The sequence below is a fragment of the Sphingobium cloacae genome, from assembly GCF_002355855.1.
Classification (GTDB): Bacteria; Pseudomonadota; Alphaproteobacteria; order Sphingomonadales; family Sphingomonadaceae; genus Sphingobium; species Sphingobium cloacae.
The window spans coordinates 772,688-798,649 of sequence record NZ_AP017655.1; the positions used below are offsets into that span (position 1 = coordinate 772,688).

Consider the following 25,962-nt stretch of genomic DNA (forward strand, 5'->3'; position numbering starts at 1 on the left):
GGCGAAGCTATAGCGTTTTGAAGGGGTTTCCTACAGGGGTGTCCGCCGGGTCCTGTAGGAAATAGGAAATGGCCTGTCAGGCCGGGTTCACCCCAGCTTCACCATGGTGCGGCCGATATTGGCGCCTGTGAAGAGGCCCCAGAAGGCGTCGAGGGCCTTGTCGATCCCTTCATAGACGGTTTCGGCCTGCGCCATCCGGCCCGCGTCGTGCCATGCGACCATGTCGGCCAGCATCTGCGGCTCCAGGTCCATATGGTCGAGGGCGATATAGCCTTCCATGCGGATGCGCTTGGTCATCAGCATGGTGAGGTTGCGGGGCACGACGGGCGCTTCGGTGAGGTTATATTGCGAGATCATGCCGCAAATGGCGAAGCGCGCGAAATCGTTGGCGAGCGACAGCGCCGCCTGAAGATGATCGCCCCCCACATTTTCGAAATAGACGTCGATCCCCTCCGCGCCGATGGCCTTCACCTCGCGGGCGAGCGCCTTGGTGAGGCTGGGTTCGGCCTTGTAGTCGATTGCGCCGTCGACCTTCAGCACGTCGCGCAGGAAGGCGACCTTTTCCGGGCCGCCCGCCGATCCGATGACCTTGTGCCCTTTGTTCCGGGCGATCTGGCAGGCGATGGAGCCGACCGCGCCCGACGCGGCGGAGACGAACACCACGTCGCCGGGCTTGAGCGCGGCGATCCGCAACAGGCCCGCATAGGCGGTGAGGCCGGGCATCCCGGCATAGCAGAGATAGGCCTGGGGCGGCAAAGCCCTGTCGCGCCGTTGCAGGGCGGAGGCGGGGGCGTTGAAGGCTTCGCGCCAGCCCAGACGGGAAAAGACGAGATCGCCCGGAGCGAAGCCGGGGTCGTTGGAGGCGGTCACTTCGCCGATGGCGGGACCTTCCATCGGGGCGTCGAGGGCGAAGGGGGGAATGTAGCTCCTGACGTCGTTCATGCGGCCGCGCATCGCCGGGTCCACCGCCATCCAGAGATTGCGGACCTGAACCTCGCCCGCCGCCGGGGGAGGGAGTTCGCGGGCGACGGTCGCGAAGTCTTCCGGCACGGTGTCGCCGGCGGGGCGTCGCTTCAGATGGATTTCGCGCGATTGCATGGCGGGGTCCTTGCTGTTGAAGGTGGATGATGTGGGGTGGAGAGCCGACGGTTTGCTTTCTCAACGTCTCGCCTGACGGCAAAGCCTAGCCTTGAACCGCTGTTCTCCCCCTCATCCCACTGCGCCTAACCTTACTTCGTCGGGCAAGGCTGCGTATCCTTCTCCCACGAGGGGAGAAGGAGAGACGTTCAATACCCGCGCAGGCGCGCCCAGCGTTCGCGGTGCCATGCGGTGCCGCCATAGCATTGCTCCGCGACGCGCGCGCGCTTGAGGTAGAGGCCTGCGTCATGTTCGTGCGTCATGCCGATGCCGCCGTGAAGCTGCACCATCTGGGACGAGATGAAATGAAGCGTCTCGCCCGCCATCGCCTTGGCAAGCGAGGAAAGGGCGGGAATGTCCGCGTCGCCTTCGTCGATGGCGATGAGAGCCGTTTCCACCGCCGAGCGGGTCAGCTGCAATTCCCCGAACATCCGCGCGGCGCGATGTTGCAGCGCCTGAAAGGAGCCGATGATGGCGTCGAACTGAACGCGGGTCTTGAGATAGTCCAGCGTGGTTTCGAACGCCTGCGTCGCGCTGCCCAGCATTTCGGCGGCCAGCCCCGCATTGGCGCGGTCCAATATAGCGTCGAGCAGGTCCGCGCCTTTGCCGACTTCGCCCAGAACGGCGTCCGCGCCGACGGCCATGTCCGAAAGGGTGAAGATGGCGGGGCGGCGGGCGTCGATCTGGTCCATCGCCTGACGGGAGAGGCCATCGGAGCCGGTTTCGATAAGGAAGAGCGTCAGCCCTTCGCGCTCGCCGGACGCGCCGGACGTGCGGGCGGCGAGGATCGCGACATCGGCGATCATGCCGTCCTGCACCGCGCGTTTCGTGCCATCAAGGGTCCAGCCTCCGTTCGAGGCCGTGGCGGTCAGGGCGGTCTTTTCCGGGGCGTGATGCGGGCCTTCGTCGATGGCGAGCGTGCCGATGGCCGATCCGTCCGCGATAGCGGGGAGCCAGCGGGCCTTCTGATCGGGGGAGCCGCCCAGCCGAAGGGCCGTCGCCGCGACCAGCGCCGAGCTCAAAAGGGGAGAGGCGGCAAGGGTGCGGCCCAGCTCCTCCAGCACCAGTCCCATGCCGAGATAGCCGAAATCCGACCCGCCATATTGTTCGGGCACGAGGATGCCGGCCCAGCCCATCTCCGCCATTTCCGTCCATGCGGCAGGGTCATGGCCCGATGAATCGGGCTTTGCGCCGCCGCCATGATCGTAAAGGGCGCGCAGGGCGGTGACGGGCATCCGGTCGCGCGCCCATCCGGCCGCCATGTCCTTCAGCATCGCCTGTTCGTCGTTCAGCACCGCCACGGGGCGTCCTCCTCCATATCGTTCATCCCCATCAGGCCGGGAGGCCGAGGGTCCGCTTGGCGGTGATGTTGTTCTGCACTTCGTAGCTGCCGCCGTAGATCGAGAAAGCCTTGCTGTGCAGCCATGCGCGGGTCGCTTCCAGTTCGTCCTCCGCATAGGCATCCCCGGACCAGCCCAGGCCGTTGGAGCCGAGCAGTTCGACCAGAAGCTCCGACCGCTGCTGGATGATTTCCGACCAGAGATTCTTGAGCGCGGAAATGGGGGTCTCCGCGCCGCCCTTCGATTCCTGGCCGAAGCGCCGCACGGTCGCCATATAGGCTTCGTGCCGCATCGCGTTGCGGATCATGCGGGCGCGCAGGTCGGGATTGTCGATGCGGCCCAGCGCGTCCGTGCCGACATGGCGATGGGCGAGCGGGGCGAGGGAGGTGATCTCCGCCTTCACTTCCGACAGGCTGTTGCGTTCGAACTGGAGCAGCCGTTTCGCGATGGTCCAGCCCTGATTGACTTCGCCCACCAGATTGCCCTTGGGCACCTTCACATCGTTGAAGAAGACCTCGCAGAAATGGGTCGATCCGCTGATGAGGACGATGGGGCGGGCTTCGACGCCCGGCGATTTCATGTCGATCAGCAGGAAGCTGATGCCGCCCTGCTTGCGGCTGGTATCGGTGCGGACAAGGGCGAAGCACCAGTCGGCCTGATCCGCGCCGGAGGTCCAGATCTTCTGCCCGCTGACCAGCCAGTGATCGCCCATGTCGACGCAGCGGGTTTGCAGCGAGGCGAGGTCCGATCCCGCGCCGGGCTCCGAAAAGCCCTGGCACCAGCGCCGTTCATGCCCGGCGATGGGGGGCAGATGCTCCCGCTTCTGTTCCTCATTGCCATATTCCAGCAGGGTCGGGCCCAGCATCATCGTGCCGAAGCTGCGGATCGGGTTGAAGGCGCCGATGGCCGTCATCTCCTCGGCCAATATGCGTATCCCCGCTTCGTCCATGTCCGCGCCGCCATAGCGGCTGGGCCAGTGGGGGACGCCCCAGCCCTTTTCCTGCATCCGCCGGCGCCAGAGTTGATAATCCGGGCTGGCGGCGGCGGCATGGGCGTCGCTCTGGAAGACGAGGCCGCTGACGCCGGTCAGGGAGGGCGGGAAGCTGGCCTTCAGCCATGCGCGGACTTCCTGTCGGAAATCCTGCCCCTCCATCGCTTTGGCGTCCATCATCTCTGGTCCCTGTCTTCCATCCGGGCGAACCGGCAATCCCGCCCTGCATAGGCAGCGAGCCGCGCTCCTGTGCGGAATCATTAAGGCACTCTTCGCGCCAAGGCTAGTATATTTTTGCACCATAGGATAGTTTTGTGCTGGCGGGCAAAAGGGTGATTGACACGGGGGCGCCCTTTTATAAACTGCACTATGTTGCAATATTATGGGGCCGTCCCTGCGAGGCGGACCGATTCAGGAGAGTGACGGATGGAAACCATGGCTGCCCGGCCCGTGCCCGACCATGTGCCGCCGCATATGATCGGCGCGTTCAACCTGTTCGACGCGCCCGGCATGACGCCGACGCCCCATGGCGATCCGCAGGCGGCGGCGGCGGTCGTGCATGACGGGCCGCCGATCTTCTATTCGCCGGGCAACACGCGCGACGGGCGCGGCACCTGGGTCATCACGCGCGCCAAGGACCAGCGTCGGGTGTTGCAGGACCCGGAGACCTTCTCCAGCCATCGCGCCATCTTCGCCTCCGCGCTGGGGGAGGATTGGCCGATGATCCCGCTGGAGCTCGATCCGCCCGAGCATGGGAAATTCCGTTCGCTGCTCAATCCGCTGCTGTCGCCCAAGCGGGTCATGGCGCTGGAGACGGCGGTGCGGGAACGGGCGGTGTTCCTGATCGACCGGATCGCGGCGGCGGGGACGAGCTGCGACGTCATGACGGATTTCGCCTTTCCCTTCGCGGTGAATATCTTCCTGCGGTTCCTGGGACTGTCGGACGACCGGCTGGACGAGTTCGTCGGCTGGGCCAACGACCTGCTGCATGGTGACAACCGGCAGCGCCCGGCGGCGGCGCGGACGATCATCGCCTTCATCGACGATCTGGCGGCGCAGCGGCGCAAGGCGCCGGTGGACGATTTCATGTCCTTCCTGGTGCAGTCGAAGGTGGACGACCGGCTGCTGAACGACATGGAGATACGCGGGACGGGCGTGCTGCTGTTCGTGGCGGGGCTGGATACGGTGGCGGCGGCGATCGGGTTCGACCTCAATTATCTGGCGCGCCATCCGCAGGATCAGGAACTGCTGCGGCGGGAGCCTTCGCGGATCGTGCTGGCGGCCGAGGAGATGCTGCGCGCCTATCCGACCGTGCAGATGATCCGGGTGGCGACGAAGGACATCGACTTCGAAGGCGCGCCGATCCGCAAGGGCGACTATGTGTCCTGCGCGACGATGATCGCCAACCGCGATCCCGAGGAGTTTCCCGAACCCAACCGCATCGACCTGGGACGCGAGGATAACCGGCATACCGCCTTCGCCTATGGCCCGCACCGTTGCCTGGGATCGCATCTGGCGCGGCGCGAGATCGTGGTCGGGCTGGAGGAATGGCTGAAGCGCATCCCCACCTTCCGCATCAAGGAAGGCACCGCGCCCATCACCTATGGCGGGCATGTGTTCGGGATCGAGAACCTCATTCTGGACTGGTCCTGAAGGATAAGCGTCATGAAGATCATCGTGCACAAGGAAAAATGCCAGGGCCATGCCCGCTGCTGGGCGAAGGCTCCGCAGATCTTCGAACTGGACGACGAAGGCTATATCATGCCCGGCGACATCGACGTCGCGGAGGAGGATGAACGGCTGGCGTGGAAAGGGGCGAAGTCCTGCCCCGAACGGGCGCTTGAAATCCTGAAATGAGGGGAGGGGGCTGGGTCAGGTCCTGATCCAGACCCCCTTCGTCTGAAGATAGGCTTCGATATGTTCGGAGCCGCCTTCGCGGCCGAAGCCGCTCATCTTGTAGCCGCCGAAGGGCACGGAGGGGTCCATCGCGAAATAATGATTGACCCACACCGACCCGGCGCGGATGCGCTGGACCGCCTCCATCGCCTTGCCGATGTCCTTCGTCCAGACGCCGCCCGCAAGGCCGAAGCGGGTCGCGTTGGCGCGGGCGACGACCTCGTCGAAATCGTCGAAGGGGAGGATGCAGGAGACGGGGCCGAAAATCTCTTCCCGCGCGATGCGCATGTCGTCCTTCACGTCCGCGAAGACAGTGGGCGCGACATAATGGCCCTTGTCGAGATCGCCGCCGGTGACGCGCTGGCCGCCGGTCACGAGCCGCGCGCCTTCCTGCGGGCCGAGGTCGAGATAGGAGGAGACGCGGGCGAATTGCCTGGCGGACACCAGCGGGCCGATCTGCGTGTCGGGGTCGAGGCTGGGGCCGATTTTCAGCGCCGCGCCGAAGGCCGCGACCCGCTCCACCATTTCCTCATAGACCGGGCGCTGGACGAAGAGGCGGGTGCCCGCCGCGCAGACCTGTCCTGAATTGTTGAAGACCCCCATGGCCGCCGCTGGCGTGGCGAGGTCGAGATCGGCGTCGGCGAAGATGATGTTGGGGGACTTGCCGCCCAGTTCCATCGTGACGCGCTTCACCGTGCCCGCCGAGGCCGCGATGATGCGCTGGCCGGTTTCGCAGGAGCCGGTGAAGGCGACCTTGTCGACATCGGGGTGGGTGGAGAGGGCCGCGCCGACGGCTCCCGCGCCGGTGACGACGTTCACGACGCCGGGGGGCACGCCTGCTTCAAGGCAGAGTTCGGCGAAACGGAGCGGGCTGAGCGAGGCGTCCTCCGCAGGTTTGAGGACCACGGTGCAGCCGGTGGCGAGGACGGGGCCGACCTTCCATGCGGCGCTGAACAGCGGGCCGTTCCATGGGATGATCGCGCCGACCACGCCGACCGGCTCGCGCAGGGTGAAGGACATGAGATCGACGGGGAAGGAATTGGAAAGCGTCTGGCCGTGAATGGCCGTCGCCGCGCCCGCGAAATGGCGCAGCGAACGCTGGAGCATCCCGCGAAGGCCGCGCGCCGCCGTGATCGGGCGGCCCATTTCGATGGAATCGAGCAAGGCGAGATCGTCGAACTCCGCGTCGACGAGATCGGCGAGTTTCAGGAGGACGGCCTGCCGGTCGGCGGGCTTGAAGCGGCTCCACGGGCCTTCGAAGGCGGCGCGGGCGGCCTTGACGGCGCGGTCCACATCCTCCGCATCGGCCAGGGCCAGTTCGGCCACCAGTTCGCCGGTCGAGGGGCTGAAGCTTTCGAAACGGCGGCCGGACAGGGCGTCGACATGCCGGCCGTCGATCAGCAGTTGCTTGGGCTTTCCATCCAGGAAGGCGGGGCGTCGGGTTTCGATCATGGATATGTCCTCAAAGGGCGGCGTGGTCGGCATGGGCGCGGCGCATGGACCGGCGGCCGAGGGCGAAGAGCAGGGCGGCGGGCAGGAGCACGCACAATATACTGATGATGAGGGACGTGCCGACCTTCATTTCGTCGCCCAGCACCTTGTCGGTGACGAGGCCGATGAAAGCCGGGCCGCCCGCCATGGCGATGAGGCCGGACGCCAGCACGTAAAGGGCGGAAATGCGACCCCGCAAATGCTGGGGCGTGACGACCTGAACCGTCGCCGGTCCCATGCTGGAGGTGGAGAGGATCAACGCCATGAAGGCCCAGTAGCAGCCCATCGCGATCCACGGGCTTTCGACCAGGAACACGGCGACGCCGAAGGGCGCGGCGGCGATGACGGTCCAGAAGCACCAGAAGAGGTGCGCGTCCGCCCGGCCCGCGCGATAGAGGCGGTCGACCATCCAGCCGTGAAGCGGGATGCAGGCCGCGCCCGCGATCTGGGCGATGCCGATGACGGGGCCGATGCGGCCCGGCTCCCAGCCATGGACGCGCGACAGGAAAACCGGGGTCCAGAGCTGGAAGCCGATGGTCGCGGCATAGGCGAGGCCGAAGCCGACGAAGCTCGCCACGTAAAGCGGCTTGTAGCGGCGCATGAAGGCCCATGCCTCGCCATAGCCCGCGCCGCCGGTGGAGGGGGCGGCCTTGCGACGGGGCGGCTCACGGAACAGGAAGACGAGGAAGGCGAGGAAGATGCCCGGCGCGCCGGTCAGGATGAAGACCTGCTGCCAGGGCTGCAACAGGCCGAAGATCGGCCAATGCGCGGGGCCAGCCTTCATCGCCGCGCCGACGATGGGGCCGCCGACGAGGAAGACGATGCCCGCCCCCATCACGCCGCCCATGATGAACACGGACATGGCGAGCGAGAGCCTGTGCGGCGGGAAGCTGTCGCCGACCACGGAATAGCTGCCGGTGCCGAAGCCGGATTCGCCCGCGCCCACGCCCGCGCGGGCCATGGCGAGGGCCATGAAACTGCCCGCGAGACCGCAGGATGCCGCCGCGATGCTCCACACCGTGACGGACAGATAAAGGACGATGCGGCGGCTGAAGCGGTCCAGTGCCATGCCGACGGGAATGGCGCAGAGGCAGAAGAGGATGGCGAAGGCGGGCCCTTGCAACAGGCTGATCTGAAGGTCCGACAGTCCCAGATCCCGTTTGATCGGGCCGACCATCAGGGCCATGATGTTCCGGTCCGTCAGGGACAATATGTAGAGGAGGAACAGGATGGCGACCGTCATCCAGCCCATGGCGGGCGAGGGATAGGTTGCCTGCGCGGCGGCGCCGGGCCGATCCGGGGGAGTCGGTTCGCGTCGCGATTCGCCCGGTTCCGATCCGGCGAGGGTCGCGGTCATGACCGGTGGGCCTGCCCGCGGGAATCATGGCGGGAAAAGGGGCGTTTCCCTTGGGTTTCGAACACTCGCTTCTCCGTCGCTGACGCCGCGCCGGGCAGCGCGATCTCTTGATGGGATGCCCGCATGGTCGCGGGGCGACGCCATAACGCACATTTCTGCACCATAGGTCAATATCTGTGTTTCGGGAAAGGCGGTTGGGGCGGCGACAATAATTGTTCCCTTCAGTGCAAATTTTGTTGACATCCCGATCCAATGCGATAGTGATAAAAATGCACTATAGGTCAGAAATGCTTCATCCAGCGATCCTAGGTGCATTTAACGCAGGGAGAGGACAGCAAATGTTCAAGCACAGGATTCTTGCCTCGTCGCTGGCGCTGGGGGTTAGCGCCATAGCGATGACAGGCCCGTCATGGGCGCAGGAAGACGCCGCCACGCCGCCGCAGCAGGCCGCGCCGCAGGACGATGCGCAGCCCGGTTCGGCCGATATCGTCATCACCGGATCGCGCATCGTGCGCGACGGCTATACCGCGCCGACGCCGGTGACCGTCGCGACCGCCGACGAACTGGCCAAGACCACCCCGTCGAGCATTCCCGACGCGCTCAACAAGCTGCCGCAGTTCGGCAATTCGCTCAGTCCGGGCAAGTCGGCGAACAACTTCGCCAGCATCCCGATCCACGGCAATGTGCTGAACCTGCGCAGCCTGGGCACGCCCAGCAACAATCCCAAGGGGCCGTTGCGCACGTTGATCCTGTTCGACGGCATCCGCGTGCCGCCGACCACCTATGTGGGCACGGTCGACACCAATGTGCTGCCGCAGCTGCTGATGCAGCGGGTCGACGTGGTGACGGGCGGCGCTTCGGCCGGTTACGGATCGGACGCGGTCGCCGGCGTCGTCAACTTCGTGCTCGACAAGAATTTCACCGGCATCAAGGGCGTCGCCCAGGCGGGCATTTCCTCGCGCGGCGATGCGGGCAACCAGCGCATCGGCCTGGCGGGCGGCTGGGATTTCGGCGGCGGCAGGGGACATATCCTGCTGAGCGGCGAATTTGCCAATAATGACGGCCTGCTGCGCAGCCAGCGCGCGGGCGGGAACGACGGCTATGCCTTCGTGGGCAGCAAGGTGGGCTGCGCCAATCCCAATCCGCTGACCGACCCGACCGCCTGCAATCCGGGCGGTTCGCTCAATCCCTATACCATCGGGCGCAATGTCCTGATCTCGGCGCTGGCGCCCAATGGCCGGATCGTCGGGGCGAGCAGCACCGCCAATCCCTATATCGGGCAGGTCATCAACAATGACGGCACGACCCGTCCCTTCAATCCCGGCACGGCGGTGGGAACCCCCGGCTTCCAGATCGGCGGGGACGGCTATGGCATTCCGGCGGACAACGCCGCCATCGCGCCCTTCAAGACCTATCAGACGTTCGGCCGCGTCAGCTATGACCTGACGCCGGACATCAATGCCTATGTGCAGGGCGTCTGGTCGCGCACGGACATGCGCTATACGACGCAGCAGAACGCGCTGGTGCCGCCGTCGCTGGGCGTGCGGGTCTACAAGGACAATCCCTACCTGTCCGATGCGCTCAACAATTCGCTCGCGACGGCGGACGACTTCCTGCTGATCGGGCAGACGCAGGCGGGACAGCCCAAGCCGGTCGCCGATGAGCGCACCGACTTCTGGATGGCGACCGCCGGCTTGCAGGGCAGCTTCAGCGACTTCAAATGGGCGGTCAGCTACACCCACGGCGAGTCCAAGCACAAGATGGACAATTCCGGGCTGTACGACACCAGGAAGCTCTATGCGGCGGTCGATGCGGTGAGCGATGGGAACGGCAATGTCGTGTGCCGCGTGTCGCTCGATCCGACATTGGCGTCGCAATATAGCGGCTGCCGTCCGATGGATGTCATGCACGGCAACCCGGCCGCTTCCACGCCGGACGGCTATGCCTACGCCACCGGCACGTCCAGCTATCGCGCGCGGTTGAAGCAGGATTCGGTCGAGGCGAGCCTGAGCGGCAGCCTGTTCGAACTGCCCGCCGGTCCGGTCGATTTCGCGATCGGCGCGGAATATCGCAAGGTTTCGCTGGACCTCACCAGCAATGCCGATCCGGCGACGCTGACGGACCGGGATGCCTATTTCGCCGGGCTGCGGGGCGTTCCCGCGGGCGCGCTCTATTACTGGCTGAACAATGTCGGCGCGGCGCACGGCAGCGTGAACGTCAAGGAAGCCTTCGCCGAACTGGCGGTGCCGATCCTGAAGGACACGCCCTTCTTCGAGGAACTGAGCCTGAACGGCGCGGCGCGCATCACCGATTATTCCACATCCGGCACGGTCAAGACGTGGAAGGTCGGCGCGACGTGGAAGCCGGTGCAGGACCTGCTGCTGCGCGGCACCATCTCCCGCGATATCCGCGCGCCCAACCTGTTCGAGCTGTATGCGGGCGCGCAGAGCGGCATCGGGATCGTCAACGACGCCGTGATCAGGGACGGCAGCGGCAACCCGGTCTATGGCAGCGGACAGAACGTCAACGTCAACAGCGTGACGGCGGGCAATCCCGGCCTGAAGCCGGAAATCGGCAGGACGCTGACCTTCGGCGGTGTCATCACGCCGCGCTTCCTGCCCGGCTTCTCGCTGTCGATCGATTATTACCGCATCAAGGTGACCAACATCATCGAGACGCTGACGGCGCAGCAGATCCTGACCAACTGCTACAATGCCGGCGGGTCGGGCGCGGTGGAATGCGGCCTGATCGACCGCGACACGCCGACGACCTTCCCCAGCCTGGTCCACATCGTTCCGGCCAATATCGCCTTCCTCAAGACGGCGGGCCTGGACTTCGACGCCAGCTATCGCACGACGCTGGGCAATGGGGCGCTGGGCATCCGGCTCTATGCCAACTATCTCGACAAGTTCGACGCCCAGCAATATACGGGCGCGCCCATCGCCCACTATGCGGGCGTGAGCGTGGTCGGCTCCAACCCGGCGGGCCTGCCCCGCTGGCGCGGCAACCTGGCGGTCGACTATAGCAACGGCCCGTTCGGCGTGACGCTTTCCGAACAGTATATCGGCAAGATGCGGCTCGACATTCCAGGCGGCACGAAGCAGATCCAGTTCGTGGATTCGCATGTCAAGCCGGTCTGGTATACCGACCTGTCGGTCCGCTTCACCATCCCGCACGGCAAGGGCAATTTCGAGTTGTTCGGCAATGTGAACAACCTGTTCGACAAGGACCCGCCGCTCATTCCCGGCACGATACCTGGCGTGAACCTGCCGACGAATATCGCCGTCTATGACTTCATCGGACGCGCCTTCACGGCGGGCGTGCGGTTCAAGTTCTAAGGCGGATTTCTGCTTGGAAAAGGGGGCCGGGGCATGTTTGTCCCGGCCCCTTTTTTGTGGGGGATTTGTGGGAGGTAGGTTCGGGTGGGTTGTGGACATAATTTCCCCTCGCTCCATGCGGGAGCGGGTTGCGAAGACTTGGCAGCTTGCTGCCTTGGTCGTAGCTGGGTGAGGAGCATACGCTGTCAGCAAGGCGTGGCCACTTCGCCTCCGCCGTCTTATCCAATTGGGCCTAATCTCACTTCGTGTCGTGACCAGAACCGGTCCTATTCCGCCGCCACCAGCCGGAAACCCGACCGCCGGTTGCGCGCCCGATATCCATCCGCTTTCGGCTCCATCCGCTCGAACGCATGGATCGCGAGGCCCGGAATCAGCGCGATCGCGTCCACCTGATCCGCGCCGAGGGCATAATCGTCCCCCAGGAAGACCCGCGCCGCCATCCCGTCCCGCACGGGGGCGCGCAGGAAGACTTCGCTGCGCCCGCCCCGCGCGCGCGACAGAAGCTGCGCCAGCGCGGCCACCGCCATCGGATCGCTCACATCGACCGTCAGTTCCATGCGCGAGGCATTGGCGATCTGCTGGAAAGGCTCCACTCCCCGCACGGTGACGCGCGGCGTTTCTTCGCCGGGCAGGCGGTCCAGTTCCACCATCAGCAGCGCGCAATCGCCTTCCCGCGCCATGTCCTCGATGGCCTTGCAGGCATCCTCGTCGAAGCAGCTCGCCTGAAACTGCCCGCTATTGTCGGAAAAGGTCGCCGACGCATAGCGCGCCCCGCGCTTCGTCTCGCGCCAGCGCACATCTTCGACCATCGCCGCCATCACGCCATTGACGCGCCCGCCCTCGGCCACCGGCTCGGAACAGATCGTGCCATAGCTTTTCGCCCCGCGCGCATCGGCCAGATGCCTGAAACGATCCACCGGATGCGCCGAGAAATAGAAGCCGAACGCCTCCTTCTCCTGCGCCATGCGGTCGGCGGTCGACCAGGTCTGATGCGGCGGGATGCGGACATCGGCATGGGGCGTTTCCTCCCCGCCGAAAAGGCCGCCCTGTCCGCTTGTCCGCGCTTCGGCATTGCTGGCCGCCACCGTCAGGATCGTTTCCGCCGCCGCATGGACGCCCGCGCGGTCGGCGTGGATGTCGTCGAAAGCGCCCGCCGCCGCGAGGCTTTCCAGCTGCCGCCGGTTGAGCAGGCGCGGTTCTATCCGGTCGGCAAAATCGTCGAGCGACTGGAAAGGCCCCCGTGCCTCCCGTTCCTCGACGAGCTGCTCCATCGCCTTCTCGCCCACGCCCTTGAGGCCGCCCAGCGCATAGCGCACCGCGAAACCGAGACGCGGATCGTCGCCTTCGAACTCGACCGCCTCGACCGAGAAATCCGCCCCGCTGCGGTTGATGTCCGGGGCGAGACAAGTCAGCCCCATGCGCCGCATATCGTCCACGAACACGGTCAGCTTGTCGGTCAGGTGGATATCGAACGCCATCGACCCGGCATAGAATTCCGCCGGATAATGCGCCTTGAGCCACGCCGTCTGATAGGCGAGCAGCGCATAGGCCGCCGCGTGGGATTTGTTGAAGCCATAGCCCGCGAACTTGTCGATCAAATCGAACAGCTCGTTCGCCTTGGCGGGCTTGATGTCGCTCCTGGCGCAGCCCTCCACGAAGCGGGCGCGCTGGGCGTCCATCTCCGCCTTGATCTTCTTGCCCATCGCACGGCGCAGAAGGTCCGCGTCGCCCAGCGAATAGCCCGCCAGTATCTGCGCGGCCTGCATCACCTGTTCCTGATAGACGAAGATGCCATAGGTTTCTTCGAGGATCGGTTTCAGGAGAATATGGGGATATTCAATCTCTTCCTGTCCGTTCTTGCGACGGCCGAACATCGGGATATTGTCCATCGGACCGGGGCGGTAGAGCGACACCAGCGCGATGATGTCGCCGAAGTTGGTCGGACGCACGGCGGCGAGCGTCTTGCGCATCCCTTCCGATTCCAGCTGGAACACGCCCACCGTGTCGCCGCGCTGGAGCAGGTCATAGACCGCCGGATCGTCCCAGCTCAGGCCGTCGAGATCGACCTCCACGCCCCTTGCCGCGAGCAATTGCACCGCCTTCTGCAACACCGACAGCGTCTTGAGGCCCAGGAAGTCGAACTTCACCAGCCCCGCGCCCTCGACATATTTCATGTCGAACTGAGTCACCGGCATGTCGGATCGCGGATCGCGATAGAGCGGCACCAACTGGCTCAGCGGCCGATCGCCGATCACCACGCCCGCCGCATGGGTGGAACTGTGGCGCGGGAAGCCTTCCAGCTTCATCGCATAGTCGATCAGGCGCTTGACCTGCGCGTCATTATCATATTCCGCCCGGAATTCCGACACGCCGTTCAGCGACCGTTCCAGCGTCCAGGGGTCGGTCGGATGGTTGGGCACCAGCTTGGCGAGCCGGTCGACCTGCCCATAGCTCATCTGCAACACGCGGCCCGTGTCCTTCAGCACCGCGCGGGCCTTGAGCTTACCGAAGGTGATGATCTGCGCCACATGGTCCGCGCCATATTTCTGCTGGACGTAGCGGATCACTTCCCCGCGCCGCGTTTCGCAGAAGTCGATGTCGAAGTCCGGCATCGACACGCGCTCGGGATTCAGGAAGCGTTCGAACAGCAGCCCCAGTTGCAGCGGGTCGAGATCGGTGATGGTGAGCGCCCACGCCACCACGGACCCCGCGCCGGACCCGCGCCCCGGCCCCACCGGAATATCGTTAGACTTCGCCCATTTGATGAAGTCCGCGACGATCAGGAAGTAACCGGGAAAGCCCATCTGGACGATGATGTCGGTTTCGAAGGTCAGCCGGTCGAAATAGGGCTTGCGCGCCTCCTCGCCGGTGATACCCAGCTTCTCCAGCCGCGCCTCCAGCCCGGCCGCCGCCTGTTCCCGCAGCATCCGCGCCTCGCCCTCGATATCGCCCGCCAGGCTGGGGAGGATCGGTTTGCGCTTGGGCGCGGCCACCGCGCAACGCTGCGCCACGACGAGGGTGTTCGCCAGCGCTTCGGGCAAATCCTCGAACAGCCGCTTCATCTCGGCGGCGGGCTTCATCCATGCGTCGGGCGAACTGGTCCGCCGGTCCGGCGTCTCCACATAGGCGCTGTCGGCGATGCAGAGCATCACGTCATGCGCCGCATGGAAATGCGGCTCGGCAAAGCAGGTGGGGTTGGTCGCCACCAGCGGCAGGTTCCGCGCATAGGCAAGGTCGAGCAGATGCGGCTCCGCCTTCCCCTCCACCGGGTCCAGCCTGCGGCAAATCTCGACATAGAGCCGGTCGGGGAACAGCACCTCCAGCCGCCCGGCATAGGCCAAAGCCGCCTCCGGCTGATCCTCCGCGAACAGGCGGGCAAGAGCGCCCTCGCCTCCCGCCGTCAGCGCGATCAGCCCATCGGTGCGGCCTTCCATCGCCTCCAGCGTGACGTGCGGCACTTCCTCGACCGGCCGGTCGAGATGCGCCATCGACACCAGCGCGCAGAGATTGTCATAACCCTTGGCATCCTGCGCATAGAGCGTCAGCCAGTCATGCACCGGCGGTGCATTGGGGGGGCGTCCGGGCCGCAGCACGCCGACCATCGCGCCGATGATCGGCTGCACGCCTTCGCCCTTGCAGGCGTCGGAAAAGGCCATCGAACCGTAAAGCCCGTTCCGGTCCGTGATCGCCGCCGCCGGAAAGCCCAGCGCCTTGGCCTGCTTCGCGATCTTCTTGGGGTCGATCGCCCCTTCCAGCATGGTGAAGGACGACAATATGCGAAGGGGAACGAAACCGGCGTGAGGCATGGCCGCATTATGCACCCCCAACGTCGCAATGCCAGCCCCCGATCATCAAAAGCTGGGGATAAGGGCGACAGATTGCACTTGCCTTCTCGCCACGAAATTGTTCCACTCCCCGTAACGAACGGAGGGAGAATGCCAAGATGACGGACGTGAACCCGGTTTCCACCCCGCCCAGCATCGTCGACAGGGCCAAGGCGATCATCCTCAAGCCCAAGGAAGAATGGGGCGTCATCGACACCGAACCGGCGACCGTCGGCGGCATCTTCACCGGCTATGTGATGATACTCGCCGCCATCCCGCCGCTCGCCGCGCTGATCGGCGGGCAGATCTTCGGCTATGGCGCCTTTGGCATCACCTTCCGTCCGTCGCTCATGGGCGCGATCAGCATGGCCATCGCCCATTATGTCTTCGCGCTGATCGGCCTTTTCGTCCTCGCGCTCATCATTGATGCGCTCGCCCCGCAATTCGGCGGACAGAAGGACAGGGTGAAGGCGTTCAAGGTCGCCGCCTATTCCGGCACGGCGGGCTGGCTCGCGGGGATATTCGCGCTGGTGCCGTCGCTCTCGATCCTCGGCATCGTGGGGCTCTACAGCCTCTACCTCCTCTATCTCGGCCTGCCGCGCCTGATGAAGGCGCCGGAGGACAAGGCGCTGGTCTACACCATCGTGACCATCGTCGCCGCCGCGATCCTCTTCATGATCGCAGGCGCGCTGGCCCGTCCCTTCGGCTCCATGTTCGGCGGCGCTTACGGCCCCTCCACGGTGAGCGGCGAAATGACCGTGCCGGGCGTCGGCAAGGTCGACCTCGGCAAGCTGGACGCCGCCAGCAAGCAGATGGAATCGGCCGCGAAGAAGATGGACGAAGCGACGCAGAACGGCGCCTCCGCCGCCATCGCGCCCGCCGCCCTTCAGGCGCTGCTCCCCGAAAAGATCGGCCGCTTCAGCCGGACCGAGGTCGAAAGCAGCGGCATGTCGGCGGGCGCCCGCGCCAGCGCGCGCTACACGGCGGGCGATGACGACATCGATCTGGAAGTCACCGACATGGCCGTCGCGGGAGCCTTTGCCGGCCTCGGCGCGGCGCTCAACGTCCAGTCCAACAAGCAGACCGCGACCGGCTATGAGAAAACCGAGACCGTCGATGGGCGCATCGTGACCGAGGAATGGGACAGCGAGAGCCGCCACGGCAAGTTCGGCACCACGCTCGCCAACCGTTTCATGGTGGAAGCCAGCGGCACCGTTGCCAGTATCGACGAACTGAAAGCCGCCGTGAACGCGATAGGCTTCGACCGCCTCGCCGCGCTGGCGAAATAAGGGCCCAAGCGGAACGGGGGATTCAGGTGGGGTGCGGGTGGCCCGGACTTCAATTTTGAGGGGTTCCAGACACCCATTCCGGCTCGCCCTGAGCTTGGCGAAGGGGTAGACGGCTCATTTCGTTCGGGACCATGGGCTTGCGTGGCTATCGACGGATGAAGAGAAGGGCCAGCGCGCTGCCGAGCTGGACGGCGGCCATGTCCTTTTGCGGGTCCCAGGCATCGCCCTGCTGGCCGTTATAATAGTCGGCCGTCTCGCCTGCCGCGACGATGGTCAGCAGCCATTCGAAGATTTCATAGAGCGCGCTGGCAAGGCCGATGGCGGCGAAGGCGAACAGGAGCCCGGCCGTCTTTCCCATGCCGCCATGGCGGCGCGCGATTTGCGCGAAGGGGCCGGTGAGCAGCGCGCCGAACGCGAAATGGACGAGGCGGTCATAGCCGTTGCGGTGCAGGTCCAAGGCAATGGAGATGTCCGTGCCGAACAGGGCGCGGCTCCAGTCGTCATAGGGGACGTAGGAGTAGATGTAGCGCGCGCCGAGCGTGTGGAGCAGCAGGAAGAGGGCGATACAGGCCAGCGCGTTGTCGGAGAGCGGCCAGCGGCGCAGGAGCCACGGCGCGGCAAGGAGAAGCGCGACGGTGGGGCCGTGCTGTAGCGGCGCAAGGTCGGGATAGGGCTGCGCGACGTTCGCCAGCGCGACTGCCGCGAGCAGCAGCAGGATCGTCCAGCGCTGCCGGTTTGGAAGAGCCTTCCAGACGGCAGCGCCGGGGATCATGAGCCTCAGCCCTTTTTCAGGTGGCGGCGGCCCAGCAGTTCGGCGATCTGGACGGCATTCAGCGCCGCGCCCTTGCGGAGATTGTCGCTGACGCACCAGAGGTTGAGGCCGTTCTCGATGGTCGAATCCTCGCGCACGCGGCTGATGAAGGTGGCGTAGTCGCCCACGCACTCGACGGGGGTGACGTAGCCGCCGTCCTCGCGCTTGTCGACCAGCATCACGCCGGGAGCTTCGCGCAGGATGTCCTGCGCTTCGCTGGCGGAGATTTCCTTCTCGAACTCGATGTTCAGCGATTCCGAATGGCCGACGAAGACGGGAACGCGCACGCAGGTCGCCGTGACCTTCACCTTGGGATCGAGGATCTTCTTGGTTTCCGCGACCATCTTCCACTCTTCCTTGGTGGAGCCGTCGTCCAGGAAGACGTCGATATGCGGGATCACGTTGAAGGCGATCTGCTTGGTGAACTTCTTCGGTTCGGCCGGATCGCCCACGAAGATGTTGCGCGACTGTTCGAACAGCTCGTCCATGCCCGCCTTGCCCGCGCCCGACACCGACTGATAGGTGGAGACGACGACGCGCTTGATCGTGGCGGCGTCATGCAGGGGCTTGAGCGCGACCACCATCTGCGCGGTCGAGCAGTTGGGGTTGGCGATGATGTTCTTCTTCTTGTAGCCGTCGATCGCGTCCGGGTTCACTTCGGGCACGATCAGGGGCACGTCCGGGTCCATGCGGTAGAGCGACGAATTGTCGATCACGACGCAGCCCGCCGCCGCAGCCCTGGGCGCATATTCCGCCGTCGGGCCGGAACCGGCCGCGAACAGGGCGATGTCCCATCCGGTGAAGTCGAAATGCTCGATATTCTTGCATTTGAGCGTCTTGCCGGTTTCACCGAAATCGATTTCGGTGCCCTGCGACCGGGGCGAGGCGACCGCCGCGATCTCGTCAATCGGGAACTCGCGCTCGGCGAGAATGGTCAGCATTTCGCGGCCCACATTGCCCGTGGCACCAACGACGACGACCTTGTAACCCATGACTAAACACTCCACTCCATGCAAAATTGCGGAGTGCGCGGCATAGCGCCGTTGCGGCAATTGTCCAGTAGTAAGCGGTTCAGGGCGTGGAAGCGCGACTTTCCCCCGCTGGACCGGTGCCGTGGCGGTCGAGGAAATCCACTATGGTGCGCCAAAGGTGGACGGAGACGCCGGGGCCGCCGACACGGTGGGTCTGGCCCGGATAGGCCATCATCTCGAAGGGGACGGCCGCACCCTGCATCTTCGCCATGACGGCGGTGGCGTTGTCGAACACCACATTGTCGTCGGACATGCCGTGGATGAGGAGGAGGGGGTCCTTTATCTTCACCGCCTCCTCGACCGCATCGGAAGCGGGATAGGCGCTGGGCCTGTCCTGCGGCTTGCCCAGATAGCGTTCGGTGTAGTGGGTGTCGTATAGTTCCCACTTCGTGACGGGCGCGCCCGCGACGGCGGCGGAGAAAGTGCCGGGGGCCTTTTCGAGCAGCTTGAGGGACATGTAGCCGCCATAGGACCAGCCATAGGTGGCGATCCGTTGCGGGTCGACATAGGGCTGGCTTTTCAGCCATTCGACGCCCTTGAGCTGGTCGTCCACCTCGACGGTGCCCATGGCGCGGTAGATGTGATCCTCGAACGCCTTGCCGCGGTCGGGGGTGCCGCGATTGTCGATGGCGAAGACGATCCAGCCCTTGCTCACCAGATATTGATAGATGGGCGCGCCCCACTGGTTCGTGACCTGACGGCCCGCGCCGGGGCCGCCATAGTGCAGCATGAAGACAGGGTAGCGTTTGCCGGCCTCCATCGGCGGCGTCATGATGCGGGCGTGGAGGACGGTGCCGTCGGCGGCTTTGAGGGTCGAGAAGCGCGTCCTGGCGTGGGCGGCGAGATAGGGGGCATAGGGGTGGTCGCCCCGGATCGCATTCTCCTCCAGCCATTGGAGTTGCCTGCCGTCCGTGTCGGCGAGGTAGACCTGTTTGGGCTGGTCGGTGTTGCTGCGGGAGATGACGAGGCGGGTGGCCTTGCGGTCCATCACGGCGTCGTTCCACCAGCCGTCCTGGGTGAGTTGCCTGAGCGGCCCGGCCTTGGCGAGGGGGGCGGCGTAGAGTTGCTGCTCCAGCGGTGTTTCGCGGTTGGCGGTGAAGTAGACGAGGCTTTTCGCTTCATCGACGCCGATCACGTCGCGCACTTCCCATGCGCCGTGGGTAAGGGGCGTCCATTTGCCGTCGCGGACATGATAGAGATGGCCGTGGCCCGTCTTTTCCGACCACCACAGGAAGCTGCCGTCGCTCAATGGCCTGAAATTGTTGGAGAGGTTGATCCAGCTTTTCGCGCTTTCGGTGAGGATGACCTTCGCCTTGCCGGTGGCGGGATCGACGGCGAGGAGGTCTAGGCGCTTCTGGTCGCGGCTCTCGCGCTGGACGTAGAGGGTCCTGCCGTCCTTCGACCAGTCGACGCGGGCGAGGTAGATGTCGGTTTCGGGGCCGAGGTCGACCTTGATCCGGGCGCTGCCGTCCGGTTTCATGACGTAGAGGTCGATGAGGGCGTTGGGCGTGCCCGCGGCGGGGTAGCGTTGCTGGTAGACCTTCGTGCCTTCGCCGCCGATGGCGGTGCGGGTGACGATGCCGACCGGGCTTTCATCGACGCGGGCGACGGCGATCAGCGCATCGTCGGGCGACCACCAATAGCCGGTGCGGCGGTCCATTTCCTCCTGCGCGACGAACTCCGCGACGCCCCAACTGAGCGTGTCGCTGGCGTCGGTGGTGAGCTGGCGGGCTTCGCCGCCGATGGGCTGGACGAAGAAATTACCGTCGCGGACGTAGGAGACATATGCGCCTTTCGGGCTGACGACGCCGTTCAGTTCGCCTTCGGGGGAGGCGGTGAGGCGGGTGACCTTGCCGTCGAGGGCGGCGAGGTAGAGGTCGCCGTCCACGGGGACGAGGATGTGCCGGCCATCGGGCGACCAGTCATAAGTGGCGATGCCGGTGCTGCCCGCGACGGAGCGGTCGCGTTCGCGCTGCATCTTTTCGGCTTCGGAGAGTTCCGCGCCGCTGCCGGTCTTCTTCGAATCGACCAGCATCCGCTGCGCGCCGGTCGCTGTGTCGATGGCCCAGAGGTCGAGCCGGTCCTTTTCATCGGCGCGGGGCTTCAGCAGGGTGACGAGCGTGCCGTCGGGCGAGAGCTTCAGGGCGCGGGGCTGGGGGCCGGAAAGGTCGGGACTGGCGAAAACGCGTTCGAGGGTCAGCTTTTCCTGCGCCATGGCGGGGAGGGAAGAGGCGGCGAGGGCCGCGAGCAGCGCGGTCGAGCGGCGGAAGCTGGAGGGCATTGTCATCCTTTCGCGGCGGCGCTGTGCGGGAACGCCTTGTCCTGACGCTGGCTTAGCGCGCCTTGGTCGAAAAGATCAATGTCGGGACATATTATGTCCAGCCATGGCGGCGCTATCGTCCCGATACCAGCTTCTGGAGATCGATCATGGAGCGCAGGAGGCCCACCCCGTGCGGCCCGGCGATGAAGCGCGGTTCCCAGACGGGAGAGAATTTGTCCTTGTAGGCGCGCAGCCCTTCGAAGCCGTAGAAGCCGTCGCCATGCCGATAGAGAAAGGCCCCCGCCTTCACCCACAAGGGGGAAAGGCGGCGCGCCTCCATCCCCGACAAGGGCGCCAGCCCCAGCGTGAACCATGCAAAACCCCGGTCGCGGCCCCATTCCATCAGGCGCAGGAACAGAAAGTCCATCGCGCCATAGGGCATCACTTCGTCATGCCGCATCAGGTCGACCGACAATTCGTTGCGATTGGCGGTCGCCCAGATATTCGCGAAAGCGACGATCCGGCCTTCCCGCCGCACCACCGCGCAATCGAAACGGGCGACATAGGCGGGATCGAACCGGCCCATGCTGAACCGCTTTTCCCTGCGTCCCTTTTGCGCCAGCCAGCCATCCGAAATCCGCTGGAGATCGTCCATGATGCCGTCCAGCCGGGCGGCGGGAACCACTTCGAACGAGGCGCCTTCCCGGATCGCGCGCCTCGTCGCATAGCGCAGGGGCCGGGCCTCCGGACCGTCGAGGGTGAGGCGCTTCAGGTCCACCCGCGCCTCTTCCCCATATTTGACGATGCCCAGGCCCAGATCGACCGCGAGGGGCAGCGCCTCCAGGCTCAACTGGTAGAGGAGCAGGCGGCCCTGGCTCCTGTCCGCCGTCTCGCGCAATTGCCAGAGCAGGTCGGCCCATTCCGTCCGGTCGCCCACCGGATCGCCCATCACGATCCAGCTATGACCCTGAATCCGGTACATGAGGAAGGCCCGCCCCGTGGCGGAGGCGAGGAACAGCTTGTCCCCCGTCATCGCGAGGAAGGCGTCGGTGCGGTCGGCCAGCGCCAGCGCCTGTTGCGGCGGCGCGGCGGAAATGCGGCGCATCAGGCGCGGAGGCACTGCGGGCCGCCACAGCCGCCACAGCGCGGCGGCGACCACCAGCACGCCGCTCGCCAAAGCCGCGCGCAGGAAGCGCGACGCATCGCCGCGCGGGCCGAAGTCCCACCAGAGATGGGTCTGATAATCGACATGCTTATAGGCGAAGAAGCCGATCCAGATCGAAAGCCCCACCGCGACGGTCATCGTCGCCAGCCATGCGGGCGTCAGGACGGCGGCGGTGAATTGGGTGTGGCGGTAGAAGGCGCCGCGCGTCCATTGGAGAAGGGCGGTGATGAGCAGCAGGATGGCCGCTTCCTCATAATCCAGTCCCTTGACCAGCGAGAAGAGCGCGCCCGCGATCAGCAGCGCGCGCGTCATCCAGAAGGCCGCGTCCAGCCTGCGGTACAGGCCCGACGCCAGCAGGATCAGCAATGTCCCGACGATGCTGGCGGCGAAGTGCGACGCCTCCACGAGGAAGAGGGGAAGGAGGTGCGTCACCGAATGGAGGCGGGCGGGAATGGCGGGCAAGGCGCCGGAGATGAGCAGGATCATGCCGCCCACCGCCACCAGCAGCGCCAGCATGACCGGCGCAACGCCGGAGGCCGCGACCTGCGCCCCGTTCAGGAAACGCCCCATCGGCCGCCGCCAGCGGTGGCCTTCATGCCCGGCGATGGCGATGACGCCCAGCAGCAGCGGCAGCAGATAGTAGATGATGCGATAGGCGATCAGCGCGGCCAGCAGGCTGGGCCGGTCCACGTCCGGCAGGGTGGCGACGATCACGGCTTCGAATATGCCCAGCCCGCCTGGAACATGGCTGACCAGCGCCAGGATGATCGCCAGCACATAGCCGAGGAAAAAGGCGGGATAGAGGGAGAGGCCCACATGCGGCACGAGGATGTAGAGCGCGGCGCTGGCGGCGGCGAGGTCGACGCAGGACACCGCCAGCAGGGCCAGCGCCCGGCTTCGCGAGGGGAGGGTGAAGGTCAGGCCGAACAGCGTCGGCGCGCGCCCCTCCCGTCCCGCGCCCGACAGGGCAAGTGCGGCAAGCGCCAGTATCGCGATTCCCGCGCCCCGTTGCAGCGCCGGGGACAGGGTGACACCGCCCAGCGCGACGGCGGCGGGATGGAAGGCCATCAGCGCGCCCGCCATCACGAACACCCCGCCCCAGAAGGTGAGGCTGGCCGATGCGACGATGCGGGCGACTTCGCCTCCCGTCAGGCCCGCCGCCGCATAGATGCGATAGCGCGCCGATCCCCCCGTCAGCAGCGACAGCCCCAGATTGTGGCTCAGCGTATAGCTGCAAAAGGACGCCAGCGCCGCCGTGCGCCACGGCAGGACACGCCCGACGAGGCGCAGCGCGACGAAATCGTAGAAGGTGAGGGCGAGATAGCTGATCGCCGTCAGCCCTAGCGCGAACGCCATGCGCCGGGAGCCGATCATGTGGAATGCGCCCCTGACATCGCGCAGCCGCACTTCGGCAAGCAGGGCATGAAGCGCCGCCAGCCCCAGCGCGCATACCGCCAGCATCGCCAGCAGGCTCAACAGGGTGCGCCGCGCCGCGATCCAGTGCCGCAACGCCGGGACAATGCCGCCTTCCCTTTCGCGAGCGCCGGTCTTGTCAGTCATGACGAACGAGACCGGCCAGTATCAGGCCCGCCAGCAGGGACGCGTTGCGGTTGAAATGATGTCCGCCCGGCACCGTCACGACCTGCGCCAGCCCCCTGGGAATGGCGGGGCAGGCGCTGTCCGTTTCCGCTTGTCCCTTCACGCAGAGCATCGGCACGCCGCGCAGTTGCGCGATGGCGGGAACGGTCGGATAGCTGTCCCCGGAGGGCAGGTTGAGCCAGGAAGCGAGATGGAACTGGAAATCCGCCGAGGCGCTGAGGCCCAGCAGCGCCATCTTCTCCACCCGCGCCCGGTCGGCGGCGGGAAGATGGGCGACGATATGCGGCAGCACGTCCGCGCCGAAGCTGTAGCCGACCAGCAGCACCCTGGGCCGCTGCCAGCGATCCGAATAGCCCCTGATGATGGCGGAAAGATCGGCCGCTGCCCCTTGCGGTGTGCGCCGGCTCCAGAAATAGGACAGGCTGTCCATGCCGGCCACCGGCACGCCCGCCCGCACGAGCTGTCCCGCCACGGCCTTGTCCAGCCCGACCCAGCCGCCGTCGCCCGAATAGAGGACCGCCATCAGATCGGTCCTGGGCGCGGCGTCGTCGGTCACCAGGGTGATGGGCAGGCCGGCGGGAAGCGGGGGATGGCCGTGGGGCGGTGCTTCCGCTTCCGGCACGGGCGTCAGGAAAGGCATGAGTTGCCCCAGCGCCAGCATGTCGGTCGCCGCACCCTCCTGATCCCCTGCCTCGATCAGTCTTGCCGGTCCGGCCCGGTCGATGAAAGAGCGTAGGGCCTTTCCCGGCATGGAACGGGGGAGCGCCGCGCGGATCACGATCCATGGCGAGGGCAACGGTCCGGCAGGCGCGAAAATCCACTGGCGGCGATGCGGGGCGATCCGCGTCCGGACTTTCAAACTGCCTGATTTGCACCATGGCTTCCATCCGGGCAGGGAGGGAGAAAAGCCGATGGAAAGCGCGCTGGCATAGGAGCCGTCCGGTCCCGAGGCCAGCGCCGCATAGGCCAGCGCCCCGCCCTCGCCGCGTCCCACGATCATGGGCTTCCTGTAAAGCGGCACGGCCAGGCGGTGCTGAAGATCGCGGGCGAGGTCGATGATCGCATAATTGGGATTGATGCACCGGCTGGCGTGGCCCAGCCTCTGGAGAAAGGCGGGGGTGGATATGCCCGCCACCAGCATGTCGGCGTCGGCGAGGCGGCGGGCGAGAGCCTGTTCCTCCTGCCGCCAGCCATGGGCATCGGACAGCAGGAGGACGATGCCGCGCGGCGCGCGGCGCGGCCGATCGATCGCGATCCGTCCCATGGCCGGGAAATCATAGGCGAGATCGGCGGGCGGGCTTGCGGCGGCAGGGCGTCGCTCGGCGGCGCGCGACGGCTCCATGCCCGGCGGCATGGCCGTGAGGATGAACGCCGCCGCCAGCAGCAGCGCCCCGATCCCGATCATCGCGCGCCTGATCCGTTTGCCGATCATTCCCCGCCCTTCATGGTCTTTTCGATGCCGGGAACGATGGCGCGCAGGCCGCCCAGCACGGCTGCTGTCAGCGCTTTGTCGTCATGCCGCAGATAATGGTCGCCGGGCAGGCCGAGGATGCTGGCGGCGCTGCCCCTGAGCAGCGGGCAAAGGCTGTCCCGTTCCTCGACGCCATGGATGCAGAGCACGGGCGTCCAGCCGATCCCGCGCACCGCCTCCATCGGGCGGGCGTCGGGCTCTCCGCGATAGGCGAAACCCAGCGGGTCGGCCCGGAAATAGACGTTGCGCGCCGGGACGATCAGGACGATGGCGGCGATCCTGGACCGCAGGTCGGGAGGCAGGCGGGGGGCGGCCGTGGCCACGATGTCCGCGCCGTAGGATTGCCCGACCAGCACGATGCGGGAAGCGCGGTTGCGGTCCAGCGCGATGCGGATCGCGTTCCGGACGATCCGGTCCACCTGCGCGAGCGTGCGGCGGCGGGCGAACAGCATGGGCGAGGCGAAACCCGCCACGGGGAGGCCGTGCCCGCCCAGCGCCGTGGCGACCTGCCCGCTCATGCCGAAACGAAAGCCCATGTCGCCGGAAAGGAACATCGCCGCCACCGGCGCGCGCGCCTGCGCGGAAGGGAAAGGCCGCAAGGCCCGCCATTCAAAGTCCGTCCCATCGGAATAAGGGGCGGCGAACCATAGGGTCCCGATCGCCAGCAGGGCCAGGATAAGGCCGGTCGCCAGCACGGCGAGAAGCCGCCGGAAACCGCGGGAACCTCGTCCGATGCGGCCTGCCCGCATGGCCTGCAACCCTTTCATGCCCCTGTCCTCGATCATGAGAGGAGAGCGATACTGGACGGGGCGGGATTGCGGGGAGATCGTCGGCGTCTGAAATTTTCGCAATGTTGGAGGCGGCGAGGGCGCGGCCGCGGCCGTCGCCCTTCGCAACGATATGCTCCGGATCGCGTCATGGCCGTGGAATAATCCCGCGGCAGAGGCGTATGCTCCTATATG

Annotated in this window: 16 protein-coding genes; 4 read left to right on the forward strand and 12 right to left on the reverse strand. The window is 66.1% G+C overall.

Translation table 11 applies throughout. From position 1 onward, the window contains the following. Positions 1-87: 87 nt before the first annotated feature. The 3 genes from SCLO_RS03835 to SCLO_RS03845 all read right to left on the reverse strand — a co-directional run bounded on the left by SCLO_RS03835 (position 88) and on the right by SCLO_RS03845 (position 3,648). Positions 88-1,098 (reverse strand): NADP-dependent oxidoreductase, encoded by a 1,011-nt coding sequence (locus tag SCLO_RS03835; protein WP_066515989.1) that lies wholly within the window; start codon positions 1,096-1,098, stop codon positions 88-90. Between the two features lie 188 nt (positions 1,099-1,286). Then, the gene (locus SCLO_RS03840) at positions 1,287-2,438 is read right to left on the reverse strand and encodes an acyl-CoA dehydrogenase family protein (RefSeq protein WP_066515992.1); all 1,152 of its coding nucleotides are present in this window, start codon (positions 2,436-2,438) and stop codon (positions 1,287-1,289) included. A 31-nt stretch (positions 2,439-2,469) separates the two neighbouring features. After that, positions 2,470-3,648 (reverse strand): acyl-CoA dehydrogenase family protein, encoded by a 1,179-nt coding sequence (locus tag SCLO_RS03845; RefSeq protein WP_066515994.1) that lies wholly within the window; start codon positions 3,646-3,648, stop codon positions 2,470-2,472. A 246-nt stretch (positions 3,649-3,894) separates the two neighbouring features. Between SCLO_RS03845 and SCLO_RS03850 the strand changes: the two genes are divergently transcribed. Together SCLO_RS03850 and SCLO_RS03855 are read left to right on the forward strand one after the other, a co-directional pair. Further along, positions 3,895-5,121: a cytochrome P450 gene (locus SCLO_RS03850; protein ID WP_066515995.1), complete on the forward strand. Its 1,227-nt coding sequence runs from the start codon at positions 3,895-3,897 to the stop codon at positions 5,119-5,121. Positions 5,122-5,133: 12 nt separating this feature from the next. Continuing rightward, complete coding sequence (locus SCLO_RS03855) at positions 5,134-5,325, forward strand: ferredoxin (protein WP_066515999.1); 192 nt, start codon at positions 5,134-5,136, stop codon at positions 5,323-5,325. Between the two features lie 15 nt (positions 5,326-5,340). Here SCLO_RS03855 and SCLO_RS03860 read toward each other — a convergent pair whose 3' ends face one another. Both SCLO_RS03860 and SCLO_RS03865 read right to left on the reverse strand, forming a co-directional pair. Continuing rightward, complete coding sequence (locus SCLO_RS03860; RefSeq protein WP_066516036.1) at positions 5,341-6,816, reverse strand: aldehyde dehydrogenase family protein; 1,476 nt, start codon at positions 6,814-6,816, stop codon at positions 5,341-5,343. Positions 6,817-6,826: 10 nt separating this feature from the next. Continuing rightward, positions 6,827-8,212, reverse strand: a complete 1,386-nt coding sequence (locus SCLO_RS03865) for an MFS transporter (protein WP_083949030.1) — start codon at positions 8,210-8,212, stop codon at positions 6,827-6,829. A 338-nt stretch (positions 8,213-8,550) separates the two neighbouring features. Here SCLO_RS03865 and SCLO_RS03870 point away from each other — a divergent pair, with 338 nt between their 5' ends. Next, positions 8,551-11,550, forward strand: a complete 3,000-nt coding sequence (locus SCLO_RS03870; protein ID WP_066516000.1) for a TonB-dependent receptor domain-containing protein — start codon at positions 8,551-8,553, stop codon at positions 11,548-11,550. Between the two features lie 266 nt (positions 11,551-11,816). Here SCLO_RS03870 and dnaE read toward each other — a convergent pair whose 3' ends face one another. Next, positions 11,817-15,356 (reverse strand): DNA polymerase III subunit alpha, encoded by a 3,540-nt coding sequence (gene dnaE, locus SCLO_RS03875; protein WP_066516003.1) that lies wholly within the window; start codon positions 15,354-15,356, stop codon positions 11,817-11,819. Between the two features lie 137 nt (positions 15,357-15,493). Here dnaE and SCLO_RS03880 point away from each other — a divergent pair, with 137 nt between their 5' ends. Beyond that, a complete protein-coding gene (locus SCLO_RS03880) occupies positions 15,494-16,663 on the forward strand; it encodes a Yip1 family protein (RefSeq protein WP_096362089.1) in 1,170 nt (389 codons plus the stop codon). 145 nt (positions 16,664-16,808) lie between these two features. Here SCLO_RS03880 and SCLO_RS03885 read toward each other — a convergent pair whose 3' ends face one another. The 6 genes from SCLO_RS03885 to SCLO_RS03910 form a co-directional block, all read right to left on the reverse strand. Next, positions 16,809-17,435, reverse strand: coding sequence for a DUF2238 domain-containing protein (locus SCLO_RS03885; RefSeq protein ID WP_066521221.1), 627 nt, complete (start codon positions 17,433-17,435; stop codon positions 16,809-16,811). Between the two features lie 5 nt (positions 17,436-17,440). Further along, positions 17,441-18,466: an aspartate-semialdehyde dehydrogenase gene (locus tag SCLO_RS03890; protein ID WP_066521223.1), complete on the reverse strand. Its 1,026-nt coding sequence runs from the start codon at positions 18,464-18,466 to the stop codon at positions 17,441-17,443. 79 nt (positions 18,467-18,545) lie between these two features. Then, positions 18,546-20,786, reverse strand: coding sequence for a S9 family peptidase (locus SCLO_RS03895; protein WP_096362090.1), 2,241 nt, complete (start codon positions 20,784-20,786; stop codon positions 18,546-18,548). 112 nt (positions 20,787-20,898) lie between these two features. Beyond that, positions 20,899-23,490 (reverse strand): bifunctional lysylphosphatidylglycerol flippase/synthetase MprF, encoded by a 2,592-nt coding sequence (gene mprF, locus SCLO_RS03900; protein WP_083949197.1) that lies wholly within the window; start codon positions 23,488-23,490, stop codon positions 20,899-20,901. Then, complete coding sequence (locus tag SCLO_RS03905) at positions 23,483-24,961, reverse strand: AcvB/VirJ family lysyl-phosphatidylglycerol hydrolase (protein WP_066521229.1); 1,479 nt, start codon at positions 24,959-24,961, stop codon at positions 23,483-23,485. The genes mprF and SCLO_RS03905 overlap by 8 nt, the downstream gene beginning before the upstream one ends. Next, complete coding sequence (locus tag SCLO_RS03910) at positions 24,958-25,785, reverse strand: virulence factor (RefSeq protein WP_231923343.1); 828 nt, start codon at positions 25,783-25,785, stop codon at positions 24,958-24,960. Before SCLO_RS03910 ends, SCLO_RS03905 begins: the two co-directional genes overlap by 4 nt. Positions 25,786-25,962: the final 177 nt, after the last annotated feature.